Here is a 25,210-nt window from a genome sequence, read left to right on the forward strand (position 1 = left end):
TTTAAGGGAACTAACTTTGGTGAAAAATACTTATCACGTTCCCGTTTACCACCTATTTTCAAAGAGAAACTTTCTGATAAGTATCCATGTAACCTTTTAGCTAATCTGCTTTATTTTACCATATTGTTACGCAGCAACATCTCGTTTTTTGAAAATTAACAAAGATAATGTATTAAAGAGAATAAAATAAAAAACTAACACCATGACTGAAAATTGAAAAGTCATTCCTTCTACAATCGGTGTACCTTCAATATATTGAGCAAGATATGTGTTAGCAAATAATATATATTTTACCCATTCATATTGACTAAGTACGTGAACAAGTTGGGTCCCTGTAAACATTAAAAATAAAGCTAATCCTATGGCTAGAGAGCTGCTTCGAAATACTGTTGAGATCATGAAGGCGAACGTCACCATCATTAATAATTCAACACTTGTTAAACTATATAACATTAATAATTGACTAAACATGTTTCGTTCAAGTACTTCTCCTTGTGCAAAGTACAAGTATGGTTGAGTGATTGTTGACATTCCAAATAAAATTCCACCAATAATAAATGAAAATAAAAATAATCCTAGCAGCATTAATAATGCGAACAAAAATGTTGCTACATATTTAGATAGCAGGATTTTTGTTCTTGATACAGGACGGATTAACAATAATTTAATCGTTCCCCAGGAAAATTCACCTGCCACAATACCCGCTGCAACAATAATCGTAAACATCGTAATGATGCTGATTAGATTTACAGTCGAAGTCATATATCCCCAAAAGCTTTTAGTCTCAATCGGGGGAATATCGTGGGCGAGTCGATATTCATTTAAAGTAATATCTTTTTCATACCTCTCTAGTACTGGTTTTGGCATCGTAGTATCATTAATAACTGTCTGCATGTTCATATTCTCAAGCATTAATGCTTCTTGCCATGTATCATGTGCAGGATCTTCTAAAATAAATTTTGTAAATAAACCAATAATGAGCAAAATTGAAATCAAAATGCCAAACATTACCCAAGTTCCTAAACGAAAGTAAATTTTCATATTTTCATTTTGCACAAGTCGTAGTAAGTTAGACATTTTGTTCACCACCTGTCACTTCTAAAAATTTCTCCTCTAAAGATTTTGCTGTATTTGAAATGCTGTAAACTTTTACATTATTATTAACGAACACTTGATTGACTTGTGGTATCCTTTCCTTCTCTAACGTAATTTCAATGAACTCCCCAGTATCTTTAACTAAATAGTTTGGAAAGTTTTCCTTTATTACTTGTGATGCTACTTTTGTGTTATGGACTTCAAAACGTACGACAAGCTCTTTCTCACCATTAATAAACTCATTAACTGTTTGAACACCAATTAATTTTCCATTTTGAATAATTCCGATTCTATCGCACATTAATTCCATTTCTGATAACAAGTGGCTAGATACGATGACGCTTAGTCCTTCAACCCTAGCTAATTTTCTTAAATAGTCACGAATTTCCCTTATCCCTGCAGGGTCTAAACCGTTCGTTGGTTCATCTAAAATTAATACTGATGGTGAATGTAAAAGGGCTTGCGCTAAACCTAAGCGCTGTCTCATCCCCAATGAGTATGTTTTTACCTTTTCATGAATTCGACTACTGAGCCCAACGAGATTTACTACTTCATTAATTCTTTCTTTACTTACGCCATCGACCATACGTGCATAATGAACTAAATTTTGATATCCAGATAAAAACTTATACATCTCTGGATTTTCTACAATTGCTCCAATTTCTGAAATGGCACCCTCAAAATCTTTAACCACATTTTTCCCCTTAATAAGCACTTCACCTTCAGTTATTGAGATTAAGCCAACTAACATTCGAATTGTCGTTGTTTTTCCAGCACCATTTGGTCCTAAAAAACCAAAAACCTCACCAGGATAAATATCAAAGCTTAGATCATCAATAATTTTCTTGCCTTTTATTTTCTTCGTAACATTTTTTATTGAAACAACAGGTGTTAACAAGTAATATCCCCTCCATAAGTACAATCACACCGCACCTGTGATCTACTGTATTAATTTAATAATACACCGACACAAGGGATAATGTCAATCTAAACATAATAATATCCAAATATTAGTGAATTTATTGTGAACGAGTTAATAATTTTGTAACTCTTTATAATAACGCTTAATCTAGTTTAAACTTATAGTGAATTTCTCTTATACTGATTAACCAAAAAAGTCTTTTTTGTCTTGATCGTATAAAAAAGAAGGCTTTGCCAAATTAGCAAAAGCCTTCTTTTATTCTCGCCCCTAAGAAAATATATCTAGTTACGTTGAACGGTTCGTAACTAGATATAGATTTATGTTGCTCAACTTTGGTATTATGAAATTCACTAAAGTAAAACAAGTTTTCTTAGTTTAATAATTCAATTCTCTCTATCGTTATATCTTCTTTAGGGCGATCGTTTTGTCCAACTTCTACTTCTGCAATAGCATCTACCACATCCATACCTTCAATGACATGTCCAAAGACCGTATGGCGATAATCTAAATGTGGTGTGCCGCCATGTTGTTTATAATGCTCTAGCGCTTCTTCAGAAAAGTCTATTGCTGAACTACCTTGAAAGGATTTGCTTTGGACAATAAAAAACTGACTTCCATTCGTATTAGGACCAGCATTAGCCATTGATAAGGCCCCGCTAAAATGAGCTAGTGCCGGAGAAAATTCATCTTCAAATCGCTCACCATAAATACTCTCTCCACCTGCACCGGTACCCTCCGGATCACCTGTTTGTACCATAAATCCTTCTATGACACGGTGAAAAATAACACCGTCATAATAGCCATTCTCACTATGAGTTAAGAAGTTTTCAACAGCTAATGGGGCATATTTCGGAAATAATTTAATCGTGATATCACCTTTACTCGTTACCATTTTAACAAGCTTCTCATCCGATTGAACTTCCGTAATAAGTTGAGGATATTCATCTGCAATTACTTCTTCCTGCTGTACGTCCGGAGCTGCTTGTCCACATCCAGAAATAAGAACAAGCATGAAAGTCCCTAATAATAAATAATTAACAAAACGCATGATATAACTACTCCTTTATCATTTTATTATCTTGTTACACCTCCAATGTAGTCTACTATTAGATCTTAGGTTCATACAAATGGAGAATCTTTCAACAAAAATAAGTGACATTGTTATAAAAATACCACAATCAGAGAAAGTATTAAAGTCATATAAAATCGATTTTTGCTACGATGGGATCAATCATCACAAGGAGCTATGAACAAAGATAAAAACCTCATTCCCTTGCAAAATTTATGATACACGCCAAACCAAACATCCGTTCGTCTTTTCGTTTCTTTATGTTGCAAAAAAACATTTAATCAATTAAAATATATACGAACGTAAGTTCTAAAGAAAGGGGAATGAATAGTGAATTGCTTATCTCAACAAGAAGAAATTCTTTTTGAAGCCTATATTATCCTGTCGTTTGCTCGCAAAGTTTTGCAAAATGACCTACTCATTGTTGAAAAATCTTTTTTAAAACTAAAAGAACCTTACATTCAACTTATCCATTCTTCTATTGGCTCTATCAGTAAAGAATTATTTGAAATTAAGCAACAACTGCATAAAAGAAATATTAAAATTGAATTCGGTAACAATGATGGTACCTTTACAGAATTCCACTGCTACTTCAGAGGGTATGTAAAAACAAGTCGTTTTCTAAACGTTCATTTACGAAATAAAGTTCAAGATCGACTAAGTAATTTCTTTGTACCAAATAGTAAACTTTCATGATTGCACAAAGAAAAAATCCCCTGCTTTATTACCTAACAGGGGATGCACCTTATTCCTTTCTTTATTTATCCAAACCCAATCGGAATACCAATAGCATAGAAGATAAAAAGTGACTGACCCTATATGAGTCAATCACACATCATTTATAACTATTCAAAAAACTTATCTTTTTCTTCTACAAATGCATTAGCTAACGCACCTTGTATCGCTCTTCCCCGGTCTTTCTTTCTTTTCTTAAATTCAACAACTATATCGTCACCTTCAAAACCTTCACTAATAATACTTTTTAAAATCATATCCGAAAAATCATCTTTCTTGACGACCAATGAACCATCAAGAAGGATACTAATATTATTCTTTAATTTTGTAACGCTTTTAGCTGTACAAACAAAGGTTGCCGGGTTATTATTTTTGTTTGTAATAGTTGCTTCAACCATAAACTTTTCGTAGCTACTATAAAGATTATTAAAATATCCTTCCAATTCTTTAGTAATTACAGCTTCAATTAACCAATTTTTCTGTACTTCCTCTTTATTAATAATTAGCCCTTCTAATATTGGTATTTCCTTTGGTTCATGATCATTATCTAAAAGGACAAGCATTGTGCATAACTTAAACGTTTTCATACTTGTTACACCCCCAATGTATTCCATAATCATATGATACCATAAATGGAATTTTTTCTAAATTTTTAACCCGAAAAGTCAATATTAATGATCTTATCCAATAAAGCTGAACTTCAATCAGTGGGGGTTTTCCTTCATCCCCCACTGATTGTTAGTTCAACTTATACCACGGGCATAAGAATAACTAATCATCAGCTTTCGTTATTCTATATCGGACCTTTAGGGGCAGTTTATCCCCCACCTAAACTTCTCGATTTTCTTAAGTTTTGAGGTGGGGGTCTTACTTGCCCCTTAAGTGTGGGATAAACAACTCTTTTTTGGTATGATTAGAATTGATATAAACCCTTATAACTTATTCGAAGCGGTGACAAAATGACTCAAAAAATTAACCATCATCTGAAACAATATCTTGATGTTCTTAAATCAAATTATCATGTGAAAATTAAGAAAAACGGTTTAGTTGCGTTTAACAATGATAGTAAAAGATATTGGTCAATTCAAATATTGAATATTCATAACAGGAAGAAGCCTTCTTATATGGTTGGTAGTTATTTCCAATGGCTTGCTACTGAATCGAAAAATATAATTTCCGTTTCATTTCAAGACAAATCTTACAGTCTGTATGTTAAGTTTTTAAAAACCCCAGTGTTGATCCTTACTATACAAACTACCACAAATCAAAAAGTAGTCTTACATGTTACTGGTGGCTTATTAGCAAAAAAGAATCAAATAGGTACATTTACCTTTTTGATGACAGAAAAAGGAGAAAGATTTATCGTTGCACTCGAGCGTTTTGAACCCTCTTTACCATGGTGGGTTTACAGAATTACTCAAGCGCCAATTCATGAATTCGTAATGAAAAGATTTCAAATGAAAAACGTGTGAAAATAACCTTATTAGTATTAGTGCACTCTAACCCTTATGGCTTAAATCATTCAAACTCATTTTCTCCAATCGTGTTTACTATTTATTTATCATAGTCTTACCCTTTTTGTTTATACGTCTAAACGTAGAGACAGTTTCAACATCGAAAGTCCAAGTCCTAAAAGAAAAAAAGCACAAGAATTTCACCTGTACTTTTATAAACACTATGTGAATTTATTTTTTTGTGAAAGCTTCACATTTTCCTAAGCCGCTTAATACGTTCTTCAGATGGTGGATGAGTAGAAAAGAGTCCCACCACCTTTTTCTTTAATGGGTCAGCGAAATATAAGGATGCTGAAGCATTAGAAGCTTCTCTTACTGGTGTCCTTACTCCTGATATTTTTTCTAAAGCAGTAGCCAGAGCATTTGGATTTCGGGTTAGTTCAACCGCACTTGCATCTGCTAAATATTCTCGATTTCTTGATATCGCCAGTTTAATTAACGAAGCAATTAATGGGGAGAGAATAAGCAACACTAGCGCAATAATTAAAACAGCCGGATGCTGCTTTTTGTCCCTGCCACCACGCGCATAGAAAATCATTCGAGATCCTAAATCACTAATAATTGCTACAACAGAAACTAAAGCTAAAGCAATCGTAGCAAGTCTTATATCATAATTTTTTATATGAGCGACTTCATGAGCTAAAACGCCTTCAACTTCTTCACGATTTAATCGGTCTAATAATCCTGTCGTAACAGCAACCGCTCCGTTTTTTGGTGAGGTTCCTGTGGCAAAAGCGTTAGGACTTGAATCTTGAATAATAAAAACTCGTGGCATTGGAATACGTGCAACCATTGCCAAGTTTTCGACTGAGTTCCATAAAAATAGATTTTCATTTTTAGACTTAATTTCTTTAGCATGATTCATACTCATAACCACATTTGTACTAGAAAGTAAAATAATGATTGTGTATATCGAAGCAAAAATGGCTGTAAATACCGCTCCAGTAATATAATCCCCTGCAGAAATATAAGAAAGGGCTGAACCTACTGTAATAACAAAAACGATAAACACCGTAACAATGAAAATTGTTTTCCGCTTATTCAATTGGATTTGTTCGTATAATAACATGTGTTATCCCTCTAAAATTTCACTTGAACGTTTTCACGCTCTTCTGCTCTTGTTTCTAACATTTCACGACGGTCAAAATTATGGATTGAAGCAACAATGTTTGTAGGGATGGATTGTATTTTCGTATTGTATTTCATTACTGTATTATTATAAAGTTGTCTAGCATAAGCAATCTTATTTTCTGTCCCAGTTAATTCTTCTTGAAGCATCATAAAGTTTTGGTTTGCTTTTAAGTCAGGATAAGCTTCACGTAAAGCAAATAAATGTTTTAGAGCCCCAGTTAATTGGTCGTTCGCTTCCATCTGATCTTTTCTCGATTTTACTCCAGATCCACTAATTTGATTTCGTAACTCAACTACTTTTGCTAATGTTTCCTGTTCATGCTTTGCATAACCTTTTACCGTCTCAACAAGATTTGGTATTAAATCAAACCTTCTTTTTAATTGAACATCAATTTGCGCCCATGATTCTTCTACCCAATTACGATATTTAACTAGAGAGTTATAAGAAGCCACCCAAAATAATAATACAACTGCAACAATTGCTAAAAATATGAACATACATTTTCCTCCTTTATTCTTAATTCATTAATCGTTTATATGCATTAGTGTTTTTTTCAAAAACAAGTTTTGATTAAGATATCGTATTCCTATACAGAGATAGCCTTGTTCTAATTTCCTAAGATTCATTTACCAGTTCAGTCTTCTTTAAATGAAAATAATAAACTTTATAAACGCCGATGGTAACCGCACCAACAATAGCTGAAAACGCTAATAAAAAGTAAAGATTAGTGGTACTAACTCGCTCTATGATTTGTCCCCCTATACTCGCACCAATCATTCCTGATAAGCCAAAGAAAAAAGAGTAAAATAAAAGTTGTCCAGTTGATTGAAGTTCCTCAGGGATAGTTCTAGTAATATAGTTAAATGCACATAAATAAAACATCCCAAAGGTTAACCCGTGCAACATTTGAAGGGACAGTACAAGATAAGGATTTGGTACTAACCCCATCACTAACCACCTAATGCTATACAGAACTGCAGCAAAAATCGTAAACGTTAATACGTGATACTTCCTAAACCAATAAGTGGCAGTAGCAAAAATTAAAGCTTCGGAAATTACTCCAATGAACCAAGCCCATCCAATAAAAGCTTCTGTCCCCCCTATTTCTAAAAGATATATACCTAAAAAACTATCATTTGTTCGATGAGTAATGGTAACTAACATAATAATGAATAAAAATAGGATAAATTTTTTGTTTTTTAATAATTTCAATGCGTCTCTTAAGGAAATAGGTTTTTTTGAAGTTTCTACATCTTTCACTCGTGAAGCCATTAGTAAAGTAATTACCAGAAAAAACATGAATGGTAAATATATGTATTGTATGCCGATATAAGCTAAAAGAAAACCACTTAATAAAGACATCACCGCAAAACCAACTGAACCCCACATTCGAATGGAACCAAATGAAATATTCATTTGGTTAGCCGTTTTTTGGCTTAGACTATCTCCTAATCCACCTACAGGAGCCATAAAACAATAAAAAACAAAAACTGTAAAGTACATAATCAGGCCATACTGAAAACTATGAAACATTATCAAACCTGAGAATATAGCACTTATTAAACATAAAACAATAATCTTTTTTGAAGTTTTATATTTATCAGTCATATAACCCCAAAAAGGTTGACTTACCATCGCAGCAAACGGGCCAATGGCTAATAATATACCAATTTCACTGTTACTCAGTCCATTTACCTGAAAATAAACAGGAAGGTAGCTTACGATAATTGTCATACTTGAGTAATAAAAAAATAAAAGTGCTTTCAAACTTATAATAGAGGGCATTTTTTTACTCCAATCAAATAAAAAAGTTACTAAAGTTAAGGAATCTAACCTTTATTATTACAAAGGTTAGAAAAACGTCTGAATGCAATGACTAAAAACATACTGTTTATATTTTATACTCCTAACGTGAAAAAAGAACTCAGTTTTGCTGAGTCCAACCATTATAATAATCCTTCTTTCTCGAATAAAAACGTATAAGGAATATCAAAGAATAAGTATAGTTCTTCATTTATTGGATAAGAAAACGTCCGGATAAATTCATTTGTTTCTATGTCACTATATAAATCAGATAGGACACCCTTCTTTTCATATTGCATTCTTACGATTGTTTCTAAGAAGTAAGGCCGCCAACTCCAGTTTTTCCCTAAGTAATCTTTTTGCAACATCCATTGTTTATTTTCACCTTTGACATAGTTAGAAGATCTTTGAAATCCATATTGATCACAAATATAAATTCTAAAACAAACATCATTAAAGACTTCTGCTATCACTTTTATTAGATCATCAGAAACTAACTTCTTTTCTCTTTTAATCACAAAATCAAAACGATTATTTAAATCTTCAGTAAAGATATATTGACTATTTAATTTGCTTCTCTCAAAATTAATAAATTGTTGAAATTCTTTCGTTAGCTTTTCTTTACAACAATTTTCATTTATAAATTCTGGACTTGGCTTTGCTAAATAAAATCCTTGATAATAACGACCACCATTTCTCCATGCAGCATTAAGCTTTGTTAAATCACCGATACCTTCAAACAGCAACGTTGCTCCAATTTTCCTAGCAAACATACTTAGTGAATAAAGTACATCTTTGTTTGCTTGAAGCATCATTGGACCTTTAATAAAATTAAGATCAACCTTTAAAATATTGGGTTCAAGTTGCGCAATGTGATCTAAATTGCTTCCACCTCTTCCAACATCATCAATAGCAATGCGAAGCCCTAGGCTTTTCAAATAAATGATTAGATGACCGAGTTGGGATAAATCGCCTTGATAGTCATGTTCACTAATTTCTAATACAACATTTTCGAGTTTTAAACCACGCGATTCATACGATTTAATTCTTGTAATCAGTTGTTCTGAGTACTCATGATCATTCATTAATATATTAGCATTACAATTGATAAATAAATCCGTGTTTATTTGGGCATTACAATAGTATTCAAATGCTAAATGCTGAATATGTTCATCTATTTCCAAAACATATTCAACGGGGATGGATTCATTATTAAAGAAATCACCTAAACTTTCCATCTTGTTGTCCAAATTAATTCTTCCTAAAACTTCATAGCCTACAACACTTTGTTGTTCCGCACGTAAAATTGGTTGAAAATATGGGACAATTTTATCTTTATTTATTAAAACCTCTAATGCATCCATATCAAATTCAACCTCCTACCTTCACATTTCGTGTTTCTAAATAACGTAAAACCCTTCATATTATAACATTATCAATTGAAATATCATAACTATTTTCTTACTTTGTTTTTACAGTTTGAATCTAATTAGTGATTATTCAGTCTGTGAGAACTTAAATGATGTTATCAAATAAGTATAAAAGGAAAAAGAAGAAATTGCCATAGATACGGGACAATTTCCTCTCTTAAGAAAAGCGCAAACGATTTAGTCTCATACCACATTCTTTCTTGAGATACGTTTCCTAATGTTTACTTTCGTGTCATTTTCAGCAGCAATAAAATTTTCATACACCCTACAAATTATTGAAAAGTGCGAAGTTGAGTGGATTTCATAAATACCAAAATTAGCCACTACGAACAGTTCTAACAAAGTTACAATCTCTTAATGATGAAAAATAACGAATGCTGAAATTCATTATTCTTTGAACCAAAACAACCATTAATTTTTAATGATCATAAAGAACATTAGCTGCAGAACATGCAACAACATGTTTAAAAGAATGCTTAGAAGCTACTTTTTCATCCAAATGAATTTGTTCTTGTCGTTTTGCTAGGACTGCTTCGTCATATTCTTTTTTTGCTTCTTGTTTTGCTTTAAACAACATCATTTGCACTCGGCTATAAACATTTACAGCTCCATCACCGGTCGTTTCAATTGGTAAAAAGATCGCCTCAGGATATTTCTCTATAATGAAAGACTGAATCCCATCTGAAACTCCTGAGGAAGGCATGCATCCAAATGGTTTAACAGAAATAGTCATATTTGCTTTTTTCTTTATGACATTTAATAATAACTTTCCAACTTCCATATGACCTTCTCCACCGCGGTTATGATTATCATAATACCGATGAGCATATTCTGCAATTTGATCCATGTTTGGTAGCTCGTAATAATATAGCCCTAATAACTTGGCATAAAATTGGAACATACTTCGAACTACCTTTTCACCAATTGCTAATTTCATTAGTTTTTCCCCTGGTTTTTTTCCAAGAAGACCAAATTTTCCCGGATCATATTCTTTAAGGTTTATTCTACGTTTGGTATCAAAACGCCCTTCCCAAGCTAAAAATAAGATCCAGGCAGTAACTGGTTGTACTTCTACTTCTGCTCCTTCACTTTCTAAAAATTGTTGTAATTTATAATTACCGTCACCTTCTGTTGTCATTGCCCAAAACTCACCGATAACACTTACTTTTGGTTTTACTTGAGTCCAATCTACTTTTATTTCCTGAATTTCCGCTCTACAACTAAGTAAGACAGGTATAAGAGGCTTTCTATACAAAAGGGCTTCATAGATTTTTTCTTTACAGTTGGCTATCACTTTATTTGTTGTGCCTTTTTCCATTTCATAAGGTCGGATCCGATAAGCTAATATATTTAAAATGTCACCAATAAATATCGCTTTTAATAGCCCATGAAAAAATCGTACATTTAATTCAAGACCACTTTCTTCTCCAGTAGCTTGTTTCAGTCCATCCTGTTGTTGGAAAAGTACTACTCGGAAACCATCAAATCCAGCATCACGAAGGGCTTTCCGGTATTCTGTTACGTAAGTTCCAAAACGACATGGGCCACACGATCCAGTAGTAATAAACACGTAGTTGTCTATGATCTCTTTTTTTGTCTTCCCTTCTGCAACAAGACCTTTTAAATACTTTATCAAATTACCGACAGTAAAGTATGTAGGATTGCATTGCCCTCGATTCCCAAACTCTCTTCCAATCTGCAAGGATGTGTTATCTGGACAATCTAATGCCTTAACTTTATAACCCAACCCACAAAGAGCAGCTTCAATCAATGAATCCTGAATTATCGTTAACCCACCGAAAAGGATAGTTGTTGTACGCTTCTCTTTTTTCAAATAAGGACGTGGTACTTGGTCGTACCATTGCTTTCTTTCTTGGAGAATTTCAACTTCCTTTCTCTCTTTATTTCTCACTTTTGTCATTCTTGTCATGATGATCCCCCCTAAAGACCTAACTCGTTTCTTCCATAGTTGAATCTTCTATCATCTTTTTACGGTTAACTTTTCTTGCATCCTCTAATTGCTCTTCTCTTAACTTTAATGAATGATGATATGTTTTTACACGAATTTTTATTGACCCTGATGGTTTATTGGCATCAATATCATGAAGAGCTGAATACGGAACATTAGCAGTTCCAGTTATCAAATCGATAATTCCGTACGTAGGTGCATCATGCCCACATTTAAAACTCGACAAATCTAATAATGCAATGTTTGGGTGCCTTGCTGCAAATTTAGTAGCCCACACTTTTTGAGCACTATTTGAACTGAAATTTTCTGGCCAAACATCATTAATGTCGAATGGGCTAGTGATTTTTTCAGTTTTCAAATCATCCTGAAAATACTTTGAAACCCACCTCTCGTCTTTTGGTATAGAGCGCATCGATAAAATTGGAAATCCTTTGACTTGGTATTCCTCTAATACGCGGTGGTTAAGACCTGGATCTGAATGATAAGGGCGCCCAATCATTAAGATCGCAAGGCGTCCATTTTTTTCAACATTCTCTAAAATACCTTTACCTTTATCTTCCATTTCCTTATCAAAGGCTTTCATAGCCATAAAACCTTGCTCTACAGCAAAATTATTTTCGTCCTCTGTTATATTCAATATATCCTCAAATACTTCAAATAGTTGTAATTTCATAAAATTCTTTTCAGCAAAAGTAACAGCAGGATCTAAATATTTAATTCCTTTCTCCTTAAAAAAGTCAGTTTCCTTCGTGAAAGCTGCTTTAATAACATTAGGAGAACCACTAACAATAGGGCAACTAGTTGTATCCATAATATTATCTAAATAAGTTGGCAAATGTGTTATACAAGGGAAGAAAATATAATCAAACTTATGTTTTTCATGATGCTTTGTGATTAGATTATGAACATGGGCTTGGGTAACTTTCGAAGGATAACAAGGATCTACAGACCCATACTTTCCACCCTTCATCCATAAATCTTCACTTGTGTAGTCACTAAAAATTAAATTTTTCGCATCGATCCCTAGGGTTTTGAAATACGTTCGCCAAAAAGGAGCTGTCGACCATATCCCTAACACTCTTGGCATCCCTATTTTAATTGCTTTTCTTTTTTTATTTGCCGAAGAATCAGAACGTTGGAAATAACGTTTCACCTTAACCTTTTTCGGCTCTAAAAATGGGATGACTCGTTTTTCAACTTTCAAATCTTCAATTTCAGTTTCTGCTGAAGGTAAGTCCTCTGCCTCATAGAAGGACTCAAACATCCGTTTCGCTTCATATTCAACTAAGTTTGGATATGTGACCTTTAATGCATTTCGTTTTTTTGTTAATTCAATTACAGCTTCTTTATCTTCCACAGTTCCTTTTTCACAACTGAATCCAGAAATATATCTAGCTTTGTTACCATCTGGTGTAATCGTATCAATAAACGTACGACTACAATGGTTTGGGCAAAAACGACAAACAGTCGATTGGTCATTTGTTGTCGTATATTTAATATTTAATGCTTCATTCAACCCAATGAATGACGAAGAACCTTTTCTCTTAACAACACGTAATGCTTCCATAGCTGCCCCGATCGCACCAGCCTCACCAGTATGAGGATTTACAAAAACTTCCGCATCAGGAACTCTTTCTTTGATATAGTCAACTTGCGCTTTCACGGCAGCTAAATTATGTTGAGTTCCACCTTGAAGGACAAACCGCTTACCTAATTCAGACATTCGCGGAATTTGAACAACATACTGCCAAATGTTTTTCGGTAGTACATATGCAAGACCGGCAAGGAGTTCTTCTTTTGAATACCCTTCTTTTTGAAAATTAACACGATCAGTATCCAAAAATACTGCACAACCATAAGAAAATTTCGGTGAAAGATCCGCACGAAATGCATTTTCTGCATATTCGTGAATTGGGATACCAAATTGATCAGCCATAGCCTGTAACAGCATTCCATTACCTGCAGAGCATTGATTGGATAAGCGGAAATTTCGGATATGGCCATTCTTTAAAAATAATACTTTTATGTCTTGACCACCAACATCACAAATAACATCGACATCACCACAAAAATGAACTGCACTTTTCATGTGTGCGACAGTTTCGACGATATTAACATCTGCATATAAAGTTCTTTCTAAAACATCTGCAGCGTAACCCGTTGCTCCGAAACCAACAATCTCTAAAGTAGCACCATTCTTTTCTGCTTGCTCCTTTAATAATTTCAATAATTCCTTCGTATCTTGAAGAGGATTTCCTTTTGATAACTGATAGGCCTTGAATAAAACATGTCCATTTTCATCAATTAGAACTGCTTTTGATGAAGTTGATCCCCCATCAACACCTAAAATAGCACGAATGGTTTCACCATTAGAAAAATAAGCTGGTTTAAATGGTGGGACTTGATATTTCATTTTAAATTGTTCTAACTCATTATTTGTTTTAACTAATGGTGGACCTGCCGACTCACCTAATTTTGCTTTCCTACCAAATAAAATATAGTCTTTTAAAGATTCAATCCCCTTAAATACTCCAATGTTTCTAGATTCATATAGTCCATAAATAGCAGACCCAAAGGCAGCATAATACTGTGAGTTATCAGGGACATAAATTAGTTCATCAATATCTACATGTTTTGGGTAAGGATATTTTCTTTCATCCCAAACTTCTTTAATTCGTTTTTTCCAACAATCCTGTAAAAACGGCAAGTATGTATTTGGCCCACCGAGTAAGATTACTTCATGTCTTAGTGTATTTCCTCGACTTAGTACTGATAAGTTTTGCATAACAATTGCATCAGCTAATGAACACATAATTTCCTTAGCCGGAATCCCTGTTTTCGTCAAGTTAACGATATCAGTTTCAGCAAAGACTCCACATTTAGCTGCTACGTGATGAAGTTTACTATCATCAAAACGAAGTTGCATAACTTCTTCTTCGACCATACCAACTTTAATCATACATTTATCAATTGTCGCACCTGTTCCTGAAGCACATTTATCATTCATAGATGTAATGGCGTGTTTTCCACCTGTTTTTTCATTTTCTTTAAAAATAATAATTTTAGCGTCTTGTCCACCTAACTCAACAACGCTACCAGCATTAGGGTGCAGTTCTTCCACTGCCATTGTTACCGCATTTACCTCTTGTACAAACTTAGCACCTAGTACTTCTGCTAATGGCAGACCACCTGAGCCAGTAGTAAATATTCGAACATTATCATTATTTTTAATCTTTAGCTTTTCAATAATTTCTTCTAAAAACTTTAACACTAGTTCAGCTTGCCTAGTGTGATGTCGCTTATATTTTGACCAGATTATTTTTTTTGATTTCGGATGTATGACTGTAGCCTTTACCGTTGTTGAGCCTACATCAATACCAATAACAAATTCCTTTCCAGACATAATAATCTCCTCTACTTAAATGTTAAAAATATTGTTTAAAAACTACTATGAGTGAATGCAATAAAGCTGAACTTCTATCTGTGGGGGGGTTACTGCCCCTTAAGAGCGGGATAAATAATCATGCTTCCAAAAACCCGAACGTATTTACATATTTTTTCCATGTTCACTCAAACTATTCGCGTACTTTTATAATCAATTAACTGACCTTTCAATTAGTGGGGAGGTTCCTTCATACCAAATGATTGTTAGCTTGACTTATACCACAGGCATAAGAATACCTAATCATCAGCATTTACTGATGAAAGTTATTCTATATCGGACCTTTCGGGGCAGTTAATCCCCCACCTAAACTTTCCGATTTTCTTACGTTTTGAGGTGGGGGTCTTACTGCCCCTTAAGAGTGGGATAAAATAAAGCTAACATAAATCTTTCCATAAAAGTATTAAAAATCCTTCAAATCCAATAAAAATGTTGATTTTTATTGGAAATATGGTCGCGCTACCTTAACCAACGAATATCTATAGCTGCACATTCTTATTTTGGTTTTATCAACCTTTTAAAGATGGGTAAACTCTTCTTCTGCTTCTCTTAAGCTTTGAGTTAGGTTTTGTCCTCTTTTACCTCTTTTAATATGCAATAAAAAAGAAGAAAGCACGAAAATGCTCCCCCTAAAATGAAAGATTAATGTAATCCTTTGAATGTATTTAATATTTTGTCAATTTCCTTCTTTAGAATCATTTGATCTAATGCATTTTGATAAAGTTCATCTAATAAATGCCCAATATGTTTCGCTTCCTGTAACAACTGCGTTCCTTCCTTCATCACTTCTTTATAAGACTCATGTAATAGATCAAATTCCTTCCCATATTTATCCTCAACCGATTGATCCATACATAATTCAAACATATCAATTACTTCATCTGTTTCTCTAGTAGGATCGATTATATGCGGGGCAGTGCCGTCCAAAATTGCTACACTTAAAGTAGGAATAATAATCATATCTAAACTATTAGGATCGAGACCACATGGGAAATACTGAACAGATAAACCTAAATTTTCACCATACTTTGCAATCCTTCTCATGAGCGTGCTTTTTCCACTACCCGAGCGCCCTTTAATAATATACCTTTTCTTAATATCTTCAGTAATATTTTCAATATAGTTAATAGGTCCACGAGATGTTCCAGCACCAAAAAATAGCTGCTTTACAATCAGCTTCTCAGTTTCCTCTCTTACATCATGATATAAGTTCGCTGCAATTTGTGCAATTACCTTATTCGCCTTATCAAAATCCATCGCTGAAATATATAATTCCTCTTTCTTTTCATGAATTTCTTTCCCTTTCGCGAACTTTGCATACGCTTCTTTATGAAACTGATCATTATCCTTGATTAATTTAAGAATAGCTTTTTTATTTACCTCTAATTTTACTCTATCTAATGCCACATCAATATCAAACTCAACTTCAACAAAGTTTTTATACTTTGATTCAACCCCACTTTTATTACTACCATCAAGAACTGCTATACTCAATTGTGGAATTATAATACCATCTAACAATTCATCATTTGTTGAGTTATGCAACCAATGGACATCTATATTTTGCTTTTCAAAAATTTCACTAATGTTCTTAAGGACTTTAGATTTTTCGACACGTACACTACCTTTTATGAGAAATATTCTATTGATATCATCTACAACATCTCCAACAAATGAAACATAACCTTGACTCGTATTTCCATCTAAAAAATAATGTTTAATACCCATCATTTTGACCTCCTAAGTTTAGTCTTTGTAAATTATCTTACATAGACAGCTACCTAGTTTTTATATTATGCGATAATCTAACAATCAGTGATAGATATTACAAATCTTTCTTGTTTAGTATCGGCACCTTGTTTTAGTGCTTACAATATAGTAGGTATTGTATCTTAGTGCAGAGATATGAATGAGGAAATTCATTAAACTTACAAGAAAACCCTCATTATTGTAATGAGAGTTTTCCTTCTTCGTACCTATATATTTAAATCGTAAGGAGTTTCTTGATAAACATAATAATTTAACCAATTTGAGAAAATTAAATTAGCATGCGCACGCCAACGTAGTCTAGGCGCTATAGTAGGATCATTATTAAAAAAATAATTAATTGGACAGGAGATATCTAAACCTTTTTGAATGTCTCGCTCATATTCAACTTTTAAAGTTGTCGCATCATATTCAAAATGACCAGTAATAAAAATTTGTTTCCCATTTTTTGAAGCAACAATATTTACTCCTGCTTCTTTGGACTCCGATAAAATTTCTATATCAGGAATTTTATCAATATCCTCTCTCCTTACCTCTGTATACCTTGACTGCGGAACGACATACTCATCGTCAAAGCCTCGTAATAAGTCAACGTGTGGGTTAGAAATTGTATGTGGAAATACTCCGAAAACTTTTTCCTTCAACATATATTTGGGCACACCATAATGATGATATAAGCCTGCTTGAGCTCCCCAACAAATATGTAAAGTAGAAGTAACATTAGAAACCGACCAGTCCATAATATCCTTTAATTCACTCCAATAAGTAACGTCCTCAAATGGAAGATGTTCAATTGGAGCTCCTGTAATTATCATCCCATCAAACTTTCGATCTTTTATTTCATCAAGAGTTTGATAAAAAGCAGTTAAATGTTTTTTTGATGTGTTTTTTGATTCATGTGTATCTGGATGTATGAAAACCACTTCTACTTGCAAAGGTGAATTCCCAAGTAAACGAAGCAGTTGTGTTTCCGTCACTTCTTTAACAGGCATTAAATTTAAAATAACAATTTTTAAAGGACGAATATCTTGACTAAAGGCTCTGCTTTCATCCATGACAAATATATTTTCTTTAAGCAAAATTTCCTTTGCTGGTAACATATCAGGTATTTTTATAGGCATACTAAACGTCACTCCTTCATAAAACTATTCATATTCCAGTATGGATACGATCCATATAACTTCAAATAATATTAAAGAAGTTACTCTTACTTATTGAACCCTTTTAAATTATTAAGTTATCATGAATTTATAAAATTCGCAATTATTTATTTATTAAATTGAAAAAGTACAGGAGTGAAAGTATGAAAATACGGTTAGAAATATTATATAAACCAAAACAAGGAACAAATCAATATGAATTATCAACTGATTTTTTACCAATTCAGGAAGCACTTTTGTTAAGCGAAGATATTGAAAAAACAGGTAGAGCAACAAAAATCAATTATATTGATGAAACTGATACAACGTGGTTGAAGAAACATTTACAAAAATATATAAAAAGTTTGAAAGAAGAACCTCATAATATTCTTGTATATTTTGATGGAGGTTACAATGAAGAAAAACGCATGGCAGGTGTAGGTGTAGCCGTATATTTTGAACAGAATAATAAATATTATCGATTAAGAAAAAATCAGTCGTTAGACCAATTAACTTCAAACAACGAAGCCGAGTTCGCAGCCTTATGGTTGGCTATTAATGAATTAGAAGGTCTTGGGGTACATCACCTTCCTATTACTATTAAAGGAGATTCGTTAGTGGTCATAAATCAAGCAAAAGGTGAATGGCCATGTTACGAAGAGGAACATACTCGTTGGTTAGATAGAATCGATGAAAAAATATCAGCATTAGGTCTTACCGTTAGTTACGAATCCATTAATAGAGCTGAAAACAAAGAAGCTGACAGCTTAGCTTCTCAAGCACTATCTGAAACAAATATTGATGCCACAAGTGAAGTAAAAAAATATTAAAAACTTGTCGAAAAGCCAGACCGTTCAGTTTTGGGAGAGAAAAAGTGAATTCACAAACTAAATAACGGATAATTTCGCATTCAAATTCCATACAAGTTAACATTGTAATTAGCATACAAAACGCACAGATCTGTGCGTTTTTATCCTGTTTTCTTTTCTTATTGCACTAATGCTCTGCTAACGGACACAGTGGACCTTATTTTACCGATTTGATCAAATAATTAGAGCTATCGGACATGAGGTACGTTATTTCATGAAAATCTGCTATATTTGGTGCTAAATTAAGTAAATAACGAACCTGATGTCCGCTACCCCTTTTAAAATACTCCTTTGTTCACAAATAACGGCTCTCTTGTCCGATAAACACCGCTTTTTATATCCAAATAGAGGTGATGGTAGATACAATTAAAGAAAATAGTAAAGTCATTAAACAGCAATATTCTTAAACACCCCATTAATTTCTTGTTCTATTTTAGCTTCCGAATAATTAGCAACGCTTTTAGCATATGAAATAAAAGTGGAACATAAATCTATGTGTCTTGTCTAAACGATTTGCTAAATCCCTTGCTAATTTTAGTATAAAGCTAAACCAAACATTGATATAACAACAAAAAATAGCGTACCATATCCTATGTGAATTGGACGCTATTTCTATTGCTAGTTGTTATTTTCTCTCCGAAAACTGAACCCGTTAGCGAAAAGCCAAGTTTTTTTATTTCTTTATTCGAGCTAATAATCTTTTAGCCAACTCGTTATCTATTCGAGTCTCTCCTAGCGGTTGAGTGACTCTACCGTAATCCTCATGATGAAAATCGGACCCGCCTGTTCGTAATAAGACTACACCTTGTTGTTGTTCGATTTGCTTTACAAGTTGCTCGTAATGATTTTGGACTTCTACATTATGGTCACGGTGATATACCTCAACCCCATGTAACAATCCTGTTTTTACCCACGTTGAAATTCTATCGTCCAATTTGTAATAAACTGGGTGTGCCAAAATTGCAATCCCTTTTGCAGCTTCAATCCATTGAAGAGCTTCTAGCGGAGTCATTTCTCTTTCTTTTTTTACATAACAAGGCTTTCCTTCAGCTAAATACTTGTCAAATGCTTCGGCAACATCGTTTACTGCCCCCATTTTAACAAGTACTTTAGCAACGTGAGGTCTACCAATACTCCCACCATCTGCTTCTTTTAGAATATCAGCTTCATTCAAATGAATATTAAATCTTGCAAATTTTTGAACCATTTCCTGCATACGGGTTTTCCTCATTTTTTGTTGCTCACTAAGCATTGATAATAAAGGTTCATAAGTTAGATCAATTCCGTAACCTAATATATGAACGCCGATGCCATTCTCTTTCGTAGAAAACTCAATACCATTAATTACGGTAATGCCTAACCTTTCCCCTTCAACTATGGCCTCTTTAACACCTGAAACCGTATCATGATCTGTAATTGCTATATACTCTAGTCCTACTTCTTTACACTTTCGAACTAATTCCTTTGGTGAATATCCACCATCCGATGCAGTTGTATGAAGGTGTAAATCCGTATTCTTTGACTTACTTCCCATATTAACCATCCTTTTCATGTGAAATCCTAAATGTACCATGTAGAGAACTCGTTCTAGCTTCGCTAGAACATCGGAAATTCAGATGGAGCCTCAACTCCACCTGAATGGAAGTTCCCACCTACGCTACACTTAGAGGTGGGGGGTCTATGACCTTAAGTTCAAATCAGTTTGATTAAATTGTATAGATCATTTATAATCGTTATTTCCACCAATCATCATAAATACTGACTGGGCCTTGTCGTTTATGTTCTGTCATTTTGTATTTTGCTTCAATCTTATCACTTATTGTAGATGGAATGGTTTTACCCTCTAGGTAATCATCAATGTTTTCATAGGTAAAACCTAACGCAACTTCGTCGGGTAAGCCAGGTTTATCATCTTCTAAGTCCGCAGTTGGAGCTTTTAAATATAAGTGCTCAGGACAACCTAGATATTTTAAAATCTGCTTCCCTTGACGTTTATTTAAGCCATATATCGGAACAATGTCACATGCACCATCTCCATGTTTTGTAAAGAAACCTGTAATAGCTTCTGCAGAGTGATCCGTGCCTACAACTAAACATTGATAATGACTAGCAATATCGTATTGTACCTTCATACGTTCCCTCGCTTTTGTATTACCTTTCAGAAAATCACTTAAATAACTACCTGTTGCTTCTGTAAAAGAGTTCATTGATGCATCTACAGCTGGTTTTATGTTAACAGTTATTGATTTAGTAGGTTGAATAAAAGAAATCGCATCTTGTGCATCTTGTTCATCTTGCTGTTCTCCATACGGTAGACGTACAGCTATAAATACGTACTCTTTCTTACCATCGCTTTCACTGTTTAGCTCATCTATCGCCATTTTACATAGTTTTCCAGTTAGTGTTGAGTCTTGCCCACCAGAAATCCCTAATACATATCCACTTACTCCTGTTTTATGGATATATTGTTTTAAAAATTTAACCCGTTCTGTTATTTCTGCATTTACATCAATGATTGGTATAACCTTCATATTTGCAATGATAGATTGTTGAATAGTTTTCATTTATAATCCTCCAAATTTTTCTTATGTCCCTATAGTTTACCACTTCCTGAAAATAAGCACATAAAAAAAGTAAATTTTACTAACAAATTTATAAGAAAAGCGCAAGCGCCTTGGTCACGAGCGATAGGCACTGGAAGACCTTTGACAGAAGCCGCTCTTTGGCTTCCGAAAAGGTCTGAAGTGACCAAGCTCGTAGGCGCTGGAGCTAGACAGCTTCCAAGTTAGAAATTTTATGCTTTCTTACCTTTTAAGAAAAGCGCAAGGCGCCCGCCTATCGGCGACAAACACTGGAAGACCTGCTCGTAGCGGTCGGGTTTTTGACCGAAATCTATGTGCTTCTGCGTCTGACAGCAACGCTTCGAAGTAGGCTTCCTCGAAGCAAAGCTGCATGAAGCTATTCAGAGACGTTATTCAAGTAGTTATTGAAGTCCGTTGCTTGTCTGAAGTGATCGAGCCGATGGCGCCTGGAGCTAGACAGTTTCCAAGTTAGAAATTTATAAATTCTGATACTACAAGAAAAGCGCAAGCGCCTTGGGCTTTTAAGCAAATAAAAAAGGTTAGGTAATTACCTAACCTTAACCATTAATCGATCTGTCCATTTTGCCGTGCAGACATCTCATCATCAATTTCTGATTTGAATCCTTCAATACTTTGTTCTCGTCTTGCATTTTTAGATTGAATCGCTTCTCTCTCTTCAGGCTTTAAGTCCTCATTTTGTAACGTTTTATGTGCTTCTTCTAAATTTTCAATCGTATTGTTGACCATTTGTTCTAATCTTTCTACGTTATTGCTACGGTTATCTGGTTTTGCCATTATGTAAAACCTCCTATGTTTAAAGTAAAAATACTTGCTTTTGTTTTCAAATGGATGTCTACCATGTTGTTTAACGAAAGCTCTATTATTGTACTATCACTATATAAGGATCAAACCGTGAAAGTACAAGGTTATTTTTCACTTTGTAGAAAGTTTTATTCATACAAGCTTATGACTTTTTTATTTTTTCATACACTTCATGCCAATTTGGGAATTTACGCTTCATAGAGATTGGACGGAACGAATCTTTAGTGACACAAACATGTTCACTAGTGCCTGTTAAACAGGTGACTCCCTCTCCATTCACAATTTCATAACCATATGTCACCTTCACACCCGTATACTCCTCTACCCATGTTCTAACTTCAACAGTTTCTCCATATTTTGCAGGATACTTATAAGAAAACTGAACATTTATTACTGGAGATAGTACTCCTTCTTTTTCCATATCAGCATACTTAAATCCCATTTCTTCAATGATTTTCGTTCTTCCTATTTCACACCAAACAAGATAGTTCGCATGGTAAACTACTCCCATTTGGTCTGTTTCTGCATAACGAACCTCTACTTTTGTCTTAGAAATATACATGGAAACTCACCTCTCTAAATCAAATACACCCTTTAAAATCTTCAATTGCAAGCTCAGTTAGTTGCTTTTTTGTTAACTCTTCTCCATCATTCATTATCCGAAAAGAATGATGTTGAATTGCTAAATCAACTAAATCTTTTGCGTATCGACCATTTCCTTTTGGATTTTGATCATTCAGTCTAGAAAATACATATGTTTTAACCTCTTCTTTTATTGAATACCCATACAGGTTCGCATTCAGGTTGACCATTTGGACAAGTTCTTCAATAGTATAGTCACTAAAATGAAAATACTTCTTAAAACGAGAAGCAAGTCCCGGATTGCTTTCAATAAGTGTTTCGGTTTCATTTGGATACCCTGCTAAAATAACAACTAAATTTTCATTGTGTTTTGTCATTTCATCAACTAATGTATCGATTGCCTCTTTTCCGAAATCACCTTGACCACCGATCAAAGAATAAGCCTCATCAATAAACAATATACCACCTAATGCTTCCCTTATTTTCTTCTTCGTCTTCAAAGCGGTTTGACCAGTAAAGCCTGCTACAAGATCTCCTCTGGCAGCAACAACTAGGTGTCCTCTTTTTAACAACCCTAATTCTTTTAAAATTTTTGCATATATTTTTGCTACAGTGGTTTTCCCTGTTCCAGGATTACCGCTAAAAACTGAATGAAGTTGAAGAGGCACAGTCGGCAGTTTCTTCTCCCGACGTAGCTGTTGGACTTTTACAAATGATATTAACGACTTTACTTCTTTTTTTATTCCCTGTAAACCTATGAGTCCTTCAAGCTGCTGAATACCATCCACTTCTTTTTCATCGTTATTATGAACACGAACATCATCAACAGTTAAAATAGTAAAATCTTCACTCCGATGTGGTTCATGTAACTGAACAATTGAACCTTTTTGAAAAATAGCATCTAAAACAATGTTTTTTACAGTACGTGCATTGCCAAACGATGCATCTACTTGCTCATTTTCGATACGCTTTCTTAACTCAATAATCGCTTCTTCAGAAAAAGTAAAATCATTATCAAGTGCTACCAATTCAGCAATGTTAATTAACTCATTCACTGTATAGTTTCGTAAATGTATATGGTTGTTTTCCGGAAAACGACTTCTCAACCCTGGATTCGCCCATAGAAATTGGCGCATTTCCTCTGGGTATCCAGCTAAAATCACCGCAAACTTACCCGCATATTCACTACTCGTCATTTGAGATACGAGGGTATCAATAGCCGTTTGACCATAATCGTTCCCGCTGCTCTCTTCTCTTTTTAAACTATAAGCTTCATCAATAAAAAGAACCCCACCCACAGCTTGTTTTATTACATTAACCGTATTCTCTTCTGTTTGTCCTACATAACCACCTACTAAGTGGGACCTGTCCACTTCTATTACTTCTTCTCGTGGTAATATTCCAAGTTCATAATAGATCTTTGCAAGTAATCTTGCTAAAGTAGTTTTACCAGTACCTGGATTGCCTGTTAAGATCATATTTAAACTGGGTTCATCTTTTAATTGATAACCCATTTTTTTTCGAATGTTTTGATATTGTAAATAATGATACAGTTTCTCGACACGCTCCTTTACTTCAGTTAAACCTATCATCTTTTTCAAGTCAGTTAATGCAACCCTTTGATCATTGTCTGTTTTTTTTTCATCATCAGCAATCGTATTTATCCATTGAATGTGAAGCACTTCAATTTCAGAGATTGTTTTTTTCACTTCTAGTAATTGTGATTTAGAATAGTAAATCCCTTTCACAGAGTCAGAATAAGCTTCTGTTGATTTTACGATAGTACGTAACTGTTTTTTTAACGCTTGCAGGATATCATTTAAATTTTCAAATCTAATAATAAGTTCATCATCATATAGTCGTCTTGCTGCACTAATTAAAGATTGAACAATCGCTTCATACTTCGTGGCCCGATCAAAAAAGTCGTTGGCTATATTTAAATAATCAGCAGCTAATTTTTTCTTTGCATTTCCGTGATCCGTTTCTCGAATTTGTGGAAACTGTTTAGGAAGAAGAGATGTTTCTAAAAGCTTAAAATTAATTTTAATAAATACTTCGTTTATTAAATGATCAAGAGGATCGACTTCCATCGCCTTATCAAGTCTATCTAATGTAATTTGATCGAGCTCATGTATTCGAGCAAACCTGGCATAAGCTGCCAGCGCATATAATTTTGCTACTAATTTATTTGTTCTATTTGATTGGTCTGTTATCCCCTCAAGCATTTGTAGCATTCTTACTATATGTCCCTCTTGTACTACTTCAAGATGTTTACACCACTCAATGACCTTTGTTTCTATTTCATTCATATTAATCGTATCATTACTCACTTTAGCAC

The 25,210-nt window shown here is 34.0% G+C and carries 20 protein-coding genes; 3 read left to right on the plus strand and 17 right to left on the minus strand.

Annotated elements, in window-relative coordinates:
* Window positions 1–126: 126 nt before the first annotated feature.
* From BKP45_RS14655 to BKP45_RS14665, 3 genes are all read right to left on the minus strand, one after another.
* Window positions 127–1,077 carry an ABC transporter permease gene (locus BKP45_RS14655; RefSeq protein ID WP_071390444.1) on the minus strand — a complete coding sequence of 317 codons (951 nt, stop codon included), beginning with the start codon at window positions 1,075–1,077 and terminating at the stop codon, window positions 127–129.
* On the minus strand, window positions 1,070–1,993 hold the full coding sequence (locus BKP45_RS14660; RefSeq protein WP_071390445.1) for an ABC transporter ATP-binding protein: 924 nt from the start codon (window positions 1,991–1,993) through the stop codon (window positions 1,070–1,072). Before BKP45_RS14660 ends, BKP45_RS14655 begins: the two co-directional genes overlap by 8 nt.
* 394 nt (window positions 1,994–2,387) lie before the next feature.
* Window positions 2,388–3,065: a peptidylprolyl isomerase gene (locus BKP45_RS14665; RefSeq protein ID WP_169824133.1), complete on the minus strand. Its 678-nt coding sequence runs from the start codon at window positions 3,063–3,065 to the stop codon at window positions 2,388–2,390.
* 351 nt (window positions 3,066–3,416) lie between these two features.
* Between BKP45_RS14665 and BKP45_RS14670 the strand changes: the two genes are divergently transcribed.
* A complete protein-coding gene (locus BKP45_RS14670; protein WP_071390446.1) occupies window positions 3,417–3,782 on the plus strand; it encodes a hypothetical protein in 366 nt (121 codons plus the stop codon).
* A gap of 149 nt (window positions 3,783–3,931) precedes the next feature.
* On the opposite strand, the gene BKP45_RS14675 is transcribed toward BKP45_RS14670, so the two are convergent.
* Window positions 3,932–4,408, minus strand: a complete 477-nt coding sequence (locus BKP45_RS14675; RefSeq protein ID WP_071390447.1) for a YwpF family protein — start codon at window positions 4,406–4,408, stop codon at window positions 3,932–3,934.
* 372 nt (window positions 4,409–4,780) lie between these two features.
* On the opposite strand from BKP45_RS14675, the gene BKP45_RS14680 reads away from it, so the two are divergent.
* Window positions 4,781–5,293, plus strand: coding sequence for a hypothetical protein (locus BKP45_RS14680; protein WP_071390448.1), 513 nt, complete (start codon window positions 4,781–4,783; stop codon window positions 5,291–5,293).
* A gap of 232 nt (window positions 5,294–5,525) precedes the next feature.
* Here the strand turns inward: BKP45_RS14680 and htpX are convergent, their stop codons facing one another.
* From htpX to metA, 8 genes are all read right to left on the minus strand, one after another.
* Window positions 5,526–6,404 carry a zinc metalloprotease HtpX gene (htpX, locus tag BKP45_RS14685; protein ID WP_071390449.1) on the minus strand — a complete coding sequence of 293 codons (879 nt, stop codon included), beginning with the start codon at window positions 6,402–6,404 and terminating at the stop codon, window positions 5,526–5,528.
* Between the two features lie 11 nt (window positions 6,405–6,415).
* On the minus strand, window positions 6,416–6,964 hold the full coding sequence (locus BKP45_RS14690; RefSeq protein ID WP_071390450.1) for a LemA family protein: 549 nt from the start codon (window positions 6,962–6,964) through the stop codon (window positions 6,416–6,418).
* Between the two features lie 118 nt (window positions 6,965–7,082).
* Window positions 7,083–8,252: an MFS transporter gene (locus tag BKP45_RS14695; protein WP_071390451.1), complete on the minus strand. Its 1,170-nt coding sequence runs from the start codon at window positions 8,250–8,252 to the stop codon at window positions 7,083–7,085.
* A gap of 161 nt (window positions 8,253–8,413) precedes the next feature.
* Window positions 8,414–9,634 (minus strand): EAL domain-containing protein, encoded by a 1,221-nt coding sequence (locus BKP45_RS14700; protein ID WP_071390452.1) that lies wholly within the window; start codon window positions 9,632–9,634, stop codon window positions 8,414–8,416.
* A gap of 484 nt (window positions 9,635–10,118) precedes the next feature.
* Window positions 10,119–11,630 (minus strand): 2-hydroxyglutaryl-CoA dehydratase, encoded by a 1,512-nt coding sequence (locus tag BKP45_RS14705; RefSeq protein WP_071390453.1) that lies wholly within the window; start codon window positions 11,628–11,630, stop codon window positions 10,119–10,121.
* 19 nt (window positions 11,631–11,649) lie between these two features.
* A complete protein-coding gene (locus BKP45_RS14710) occupies window positions 11,650–15,072 on the minus strand; it encodes a BadF/BadG/BcrA/BcrD ATPase family protein (RefSeq protein ID WP_071390454.1) in 3,423 nt (1,140 codons plus the stop codon).
* Window positions 15,073–15,753: 681 nt separating this feature from the next.
* On the minus strand, window positions 15,754–16,842 hold the full coding sequence (locus tag BKP45_RS14715) for a hypothetical protein (protein WP_071390455.1): 1,089 nt from the start codon (window positions 16,840–16,842) through the stop codon (window positions 15,754–15,756).
* Window positions 16,843–17,087: 245 nt separating this feature from the next.
* The gene (gene metA / locus BKP45_RS14720; protein WP_071390456.1) at window positions 17,088–17,999 is read right to left on the minus strand and encodes a homoserine O-acetyltransferase MetA; all 912 of its coding nucleotides are present in this window, start codon (window positions 17,997–17,999) and stop codon (window positions 17,088–17,090) included.
* 182 nt (window positions 18,000–18,181) lie between these two features.
* On the opposite strand from metA, the gene BKP45_RS14725 reads away from it, so the two are divergent.
* A complete protein-coding gene (locus BKP45_RS14725) occupies window positions 18,182–18,847 on the plus strand; it encodes a reverse transcriptase-like protein (protein ID WP_071390457.1) in 666 nt (221 codons plus the stop codon).
* Between the two features lie 712 nt (window positions 18,848–19,559).
* On the opposite strand, the gene BKP45_RS14730 is transcribed toward BKP45_RS14725, so the two are convergent.
* The 5 genes from BKP45_RS14730 to BKP45_RS14750 form a co-directional block, all read right to left on the minus strand.
* Window positions 19,560–20,420 carry a PHP domain-containing protein gene (locus BKP45_RS14730; RefSeq protein WP_071390458.1) on the minus strand — a complete coding sequence of 287 codons (861 nt, stop codon included), beginning with the start codon at window positions 20,418–20,420 and terminating at the stop codon, window positions 19,560–19,562.
* 199 nt (window positions 20,421–20,619) lie between these two features.
* Complete coding sequence (nadE, locus tag BKP45_RS14735; protein ID WP_071390459.1) at window positions 20,620–21,450, minus strand: ammonia-dependent NAD(+) synthetase; 831 nt, start codon at window positions 21,448–21,450, stop codon at window positions 20,620–20,622.
* A gap of 582 nt (window positions 21,451–22,032) precedes the next feature.
* Window positions 22,033–22,263 carry a small acid-soluble spore protein Tlp gene (gene tlp / locus BKP45_RS14740; RefSeq protein WP_071390460.1) on the minus strand — a complete coding sequence of 77 codons (231 nt, stop codon included), beginning with the start codon at window positions 22,261–22,263 and terminating at the stop codon, window positions 22,033–22,035.
* A 169-nt stretch (window positions 22,264–22,432) separates the two neighbouring features.
* Window positions 22,433–22,852, minus strand: coding sequence for an acyl-CoA thioesterase (locus BKP45_RS14745; protein ID WP_071390461.1), 420 nt, complete (start codon window positions 22,850–22,852; stop codon window positions 22,433–22,435).
* A 19-nt stretch (window positions 22,853–22,871) separates the two neighbouring features.
* A complete protein-coding gene (locus BKP45_RS14750) occupies window positions 22,872–25,202 on the minus strand; it encodes an AAA family ATPase (protein ID WP_169824134.1) in 2,331 nt (776 codons plus the stop codon).
* Window positions 25,203–25,210 lie beyond the last annotated feature (8 nt).

Source organism: Anaerobacillus alkalidiazotrophicus (genome assembly GCF_001866055.1).